Origin of the sequence: Methylophaga sp. UBA4204 (assembly GCF_002379485.1) — a bacterium.
GTDB lineage: Bacteria > Pseudomonadota > Gammaproteobacteria > Nitrosococcales > Methylophagaceae > Methylophaga.
In genome coordinates this window covers 10,113-13,955 of sequence record NZ_DFTU01000041.1, presented here as the reverse complement: position 1 = coordinate 13,955, position 3,843 = coordinate 10,113, and the positions used below count along the sequence as shown (strand labels likewise).

At 45.6% G+C, this 3,843-nt stretch carries 4 protein-coding genes; 1 reads left to right on the top strand and 3 read right to left on the bottom strand.

What is annotated here, in order from left to right; genetic code table 11:
- The coding region (locus B3182_RS05780; RefSeq protein WP_292751930.1) for a sensor domain-containing diguanylate cyclase at positions 1-1,511 on the top strand (1,511 nt) is incomplete at its 5' end.
- Here the strand turns inward: B3182_RS05780 and B3182_RS05775 are convergent.
- The 3 genes from B3182_RS05775 to B3182_RS05765 all read right to left on the bottom strand — a co-directional run.
- On the bottom strand, positions 1,497-2,552 hold the full coding sequence (locus B3182_RS05775; protein ID WP_292355795.1) for a PA0069 family radical SAM protein: 1,056 nt from the start codon (positions 2,550-2,552) through the stop codon (positions 1,497-1,499). The two genes, B3182_RS05780 and B3182_RS05775, sit on opposite strands and share 15 nt — an antisense overlap.
- A gap of 2 nt (positions 2,553-2,554) precedes the next feature.
- Positions 2,555-3,325, bottom strand: coding sequence for an SIMPL domain-containing protein (locus B3182_RS05770; protein ID WP_292355794.1), 771 nt, complete (start codon positions 3,323-3,325; stop codon positions 2,555-2,557).
- On the bottom strand, positions 3,294-3,843 hold a 550-nt coding region (locus B3182_RS05765), incomplete at its 5' end, for a sugar-transfer associated ATP-grasp domain-containing protein (protein ID WP_292751927.1). The genes B3182_RS05765 and B3182_RS05770, both read right to left, overlap by 32 nt.

The window sequence follows — 3,843 nt, the reverse complement described above, 5'->3', positions numbered from 1 at the left end:
CGACTAATCGACAGACAATGGAAGTACGCGGGCTGGATAATACACCGCGCTGGTATGCATTTGACCAAATTGGTCTTGGTGAATCCAATATTTTATTGAGCGTAGGTCTGCCAACGGAGGAGTTATTTGCGGAAGTCGATGCTATTTTTTGGCGAACATTAAGTGTACTGGCGGTGGTTAGCCTTTTAGTTATTCTCGCTGCATGGTTTATCGCTGAGCTCGCAGTGCGTCGGCCGGTGAGCAAGCTGGCAAGCCTGGTTGAACAAGTGTCAAGCGGTCAGCGTGGTATTCGTATTGGACAAATGGTCGGGGCCAGTGAATTAAAAACACTAGCCCACAACTTTGACTTAATGGTTAGTTATCTGGAAAGTTACGAAAACAAACAGGCTGCCAATCAGCAAGCTTTGACACAAGCCAAAGAAAGTCTTGAACTTAAAGTGCAGGAACGGACTCTGGCACTGGAGTCGGCCAGTCGTGAAGCTATTGATAGAGCTAAGCTGCTGGAAAAACAACGACTTGAAATTACTGTTATGAATGAGCTGACTGACATGCTGCAGTCCTGTCATACATTGGATGAAAGTTGGCCAATTATTGGGCGGTCTCTTACCCAATTGTTTGAGGATTTAGAGGGGACGATTTATACCTATCGGGATAGCGGTAATGCTTTAATGCATGGTGTCAGCTGGGGGAAAAAAGCGATCGAAAAACATGATGGCTTTGCCCCTGACGATTGCTGGTCTTTAAGATTGGGCCGTAGCTGGCAATTTGAACCCGAAGGACTTCATACCCGTTGTAATCATATTGCTGAGACAGAGCAAGGTGCTTATATTTGCATTCCTATGCTGGCTGATGGCAAAACACTTGGAGTATTACATCTTCAACTACCCAATAACGACGGAAAGCAGGTTTTTGTTGAGCTTGCTCAATCGGCTGCTGCACGATTGGCCCTTGCCTTATCCAATATCAAACTAAGACAGACGTTACGTAACCTGTCTATAAAAGACGTGTTGACCGGATTGTATAATCGTCGTTTTGTTGAAGAAATATTTGAGCATGAAGTCGCGCGCTGTCGTCGTAATGATAAATCTTTGTCAGTACTGATGATCGATGTTGATCATTTCAAACGTTTTAATGACAGTTTCGGTCATGATGCTGGTGACGTGGTTCTTCGAGCCGTGGGCTCCCTGTTGAAAGAAAGTTTCCGTAAAACTGATTTTCCATGTCGTTTAGGTGGGGAAGAGTTTTTGGTCATTCTTCCTGAGTGTGATGGCAATGCGGCTTTCAAGGTTGCAGAACAATTAAGACTAAAAATCAGTGAGCTTGTATTGTTTCATCAGGGTAAAGCTTTGGATGGGGTGACAGCATCAATTGGTGTAGCCACTTGGCCAGAACCGTTGAAAGACGAGCATATATTGATTGCTGCTGCTGATGCCGCTCTTTACTCAGCAAAACATGCTGGCCGTAATCAGGTGCACACTGCCGAAAAGAATGATGCATTAAAAAAGGGATAGCTGTTGACCGGGAGCCTGGAATAAATCCTGCCTTAAAGGCGCTAATTTAGAGTCGATCTGAAGTTTTTTAGTGATATTTCGAAAGCGTTGGGCTAACAGATCAGCAAATATCCCTTCACCGCGCAGGCGGTGACCAAAGCGCGGATCGTTGTTTTTACCTCCACGTAAGTCATGGATTCGGTTCAGAATGTGCTGGGCCTGATCTGGTCGGTGAGTTTGCAGCCAGTTTTCAAATAATGGGCTTACCTCAAGGGGTAATCTGAGCAGAATGTAATTAACATCCAATGCGCCTGCATCGGTAACAGCTTTCACAATATTTTCCAGTTCGGCATCGGTTAATACGGGTATAACCGGGGCAATCAATACCGTCACCTCGATGCCTGCAGCACGTAAGGTTTCAATGGTTTGTAGTCGTCGTTTCGGCGCGCTGGCTCTGGGCTCCAATACACGCGATAGCGCTGGATCCAATGTGGTTACTGAAAGATGTACCCGAACCAGATTTTGTCGGGCCATTTGCTGCAGAATATCGATATCCCGTTCAACCATAGATGACTTGGTGACGATATGACAGGGATGGCAGGTTTCATTCAACACTTGCAGGATCTGTCGGGTGATTTGATATTCGCGTTCAATGGGCTGATAGGGATCGGTGTTGGCTCCCAATGATATTGGCGAACATGAGTAGCTTTTTGCAGCTAACTCTTTTTTGAGCAAAATGGCAGCATTGGGTTTGGCCGTAAGTCTGGTTTCGAAATCAAGGCCAGGCGATAACCCTAAATAGGCATGTGATGGCCTTGCATAACAATAAATACAGCCATGTTCACAGCCCCGGTAGGGATTAATTGATTGGCTAAAAGGCAGATCCGGGGATTGATTACGGGTGATGATGGTTTTGGGTTGTTCAATCTCCACCGTTGTTTTGGGTGGATTATCTGGTTCCTGAAACCAACCATCTTCAACCGTTTCACGCTGATGGGCGTTATAACGTCCATCAATATGAGCAGATGTACCGCGTCCTTTGATGGGATCTTTATGACTCAAAGTTAATCAGACAGATAGTATTCCACTGTAGAAACCACCCGAACCTTTTTGATATGCGGATTATTATTATCGCGGGCGCTGATACTGAATTGACCTTGCGAGGCTTTGCGGATTTTGCCTAGATTGCTGTCAGAATCCTCGGCAAATTTTTCGGCAACTTCACGGGCATTTTCGGTAGCTTCTTCAATCATTTCCGGCTTGACTTCGTTCAGTCGTGTAAACAGATATTCGGTCTGTGCCATATAGTTATTACCCGCTAATACCAGCCCTTTTTTGCCCAGATCGGCCAAATCTGTCATTGCCATACGAACCGCTTCAATATTTTCTGAATAAACGGTTATTGTCTGGTTTGCGGTGTAACGAAATTCTGCCCTTGGGCCACCACCGTATTGCTGGGCTGATTTATCGGTAATCGAAGGAGCGTTAAAAGTGATTTCAGCTTCATCAATGCCACGTTGGAGCAGAAAATCACGAACTTTACTGCTGTTATCTTCGACAGTCCGATAAAGCTCCGGCAAATCATTGTTGGCTTCAATAAACTGAATAGGCCAAATCACCACATCAGCAGGGTAGTCACGTTCAGATAAGCCTTTTACCGTGACGCTGCGTTCGAACTGTTTAAAATCGATCAACGCCTTGCCAAGTTGAAATCCCAGCAGTGTCAAGCCCAGAAATAATGCGCCACCTAAAATCAATGCGGTCGATTTGGTTTGATTGGCCATATCCTGAACTCCCATAGAATCAGCGATGATCGGTAAAGTGTTCTCTTGCATAGGCGACGCGGTCAGCGACACTCATTCTTCTCTTATGACTAAGACTTTCTATCTGGCGTAGTCGTGGCAGCAAGCCTTTGCCATTGGCAATCTGGATGGTCAGTCCAGGCCGGGCATTTAATTCAAGTAGCATTGGCCCTTTAAAACGATCCAAAACAATATCTGTGCCTAAGTATCCCAGCCCTGACATTTCATAGCAAGATACTGCCAGTGTTAATACTTCTTCCCAATGCGGGACCTTCAAAGTCATCATATTCAATCCGGTATCCGGATGTAATAGAATCGGCTTGTCAAATTGTACGGCCCGCAGAGCATGACCATCACCTATATCCAGTCCAACACCGACCGCACCTTGATGCAGATTGGCTTTACCATTGGAATCTGCGGTGGATAAGCGCATCATCGCCATGACTGGAAAGCCCCGGAAAACAATAACACGGGTATCCGGTACGCCTTCATAGCTGAAGCCGCTGAAGCAATCATCAAAGTGAATCAAATCTTCAATAATGGCTACATCG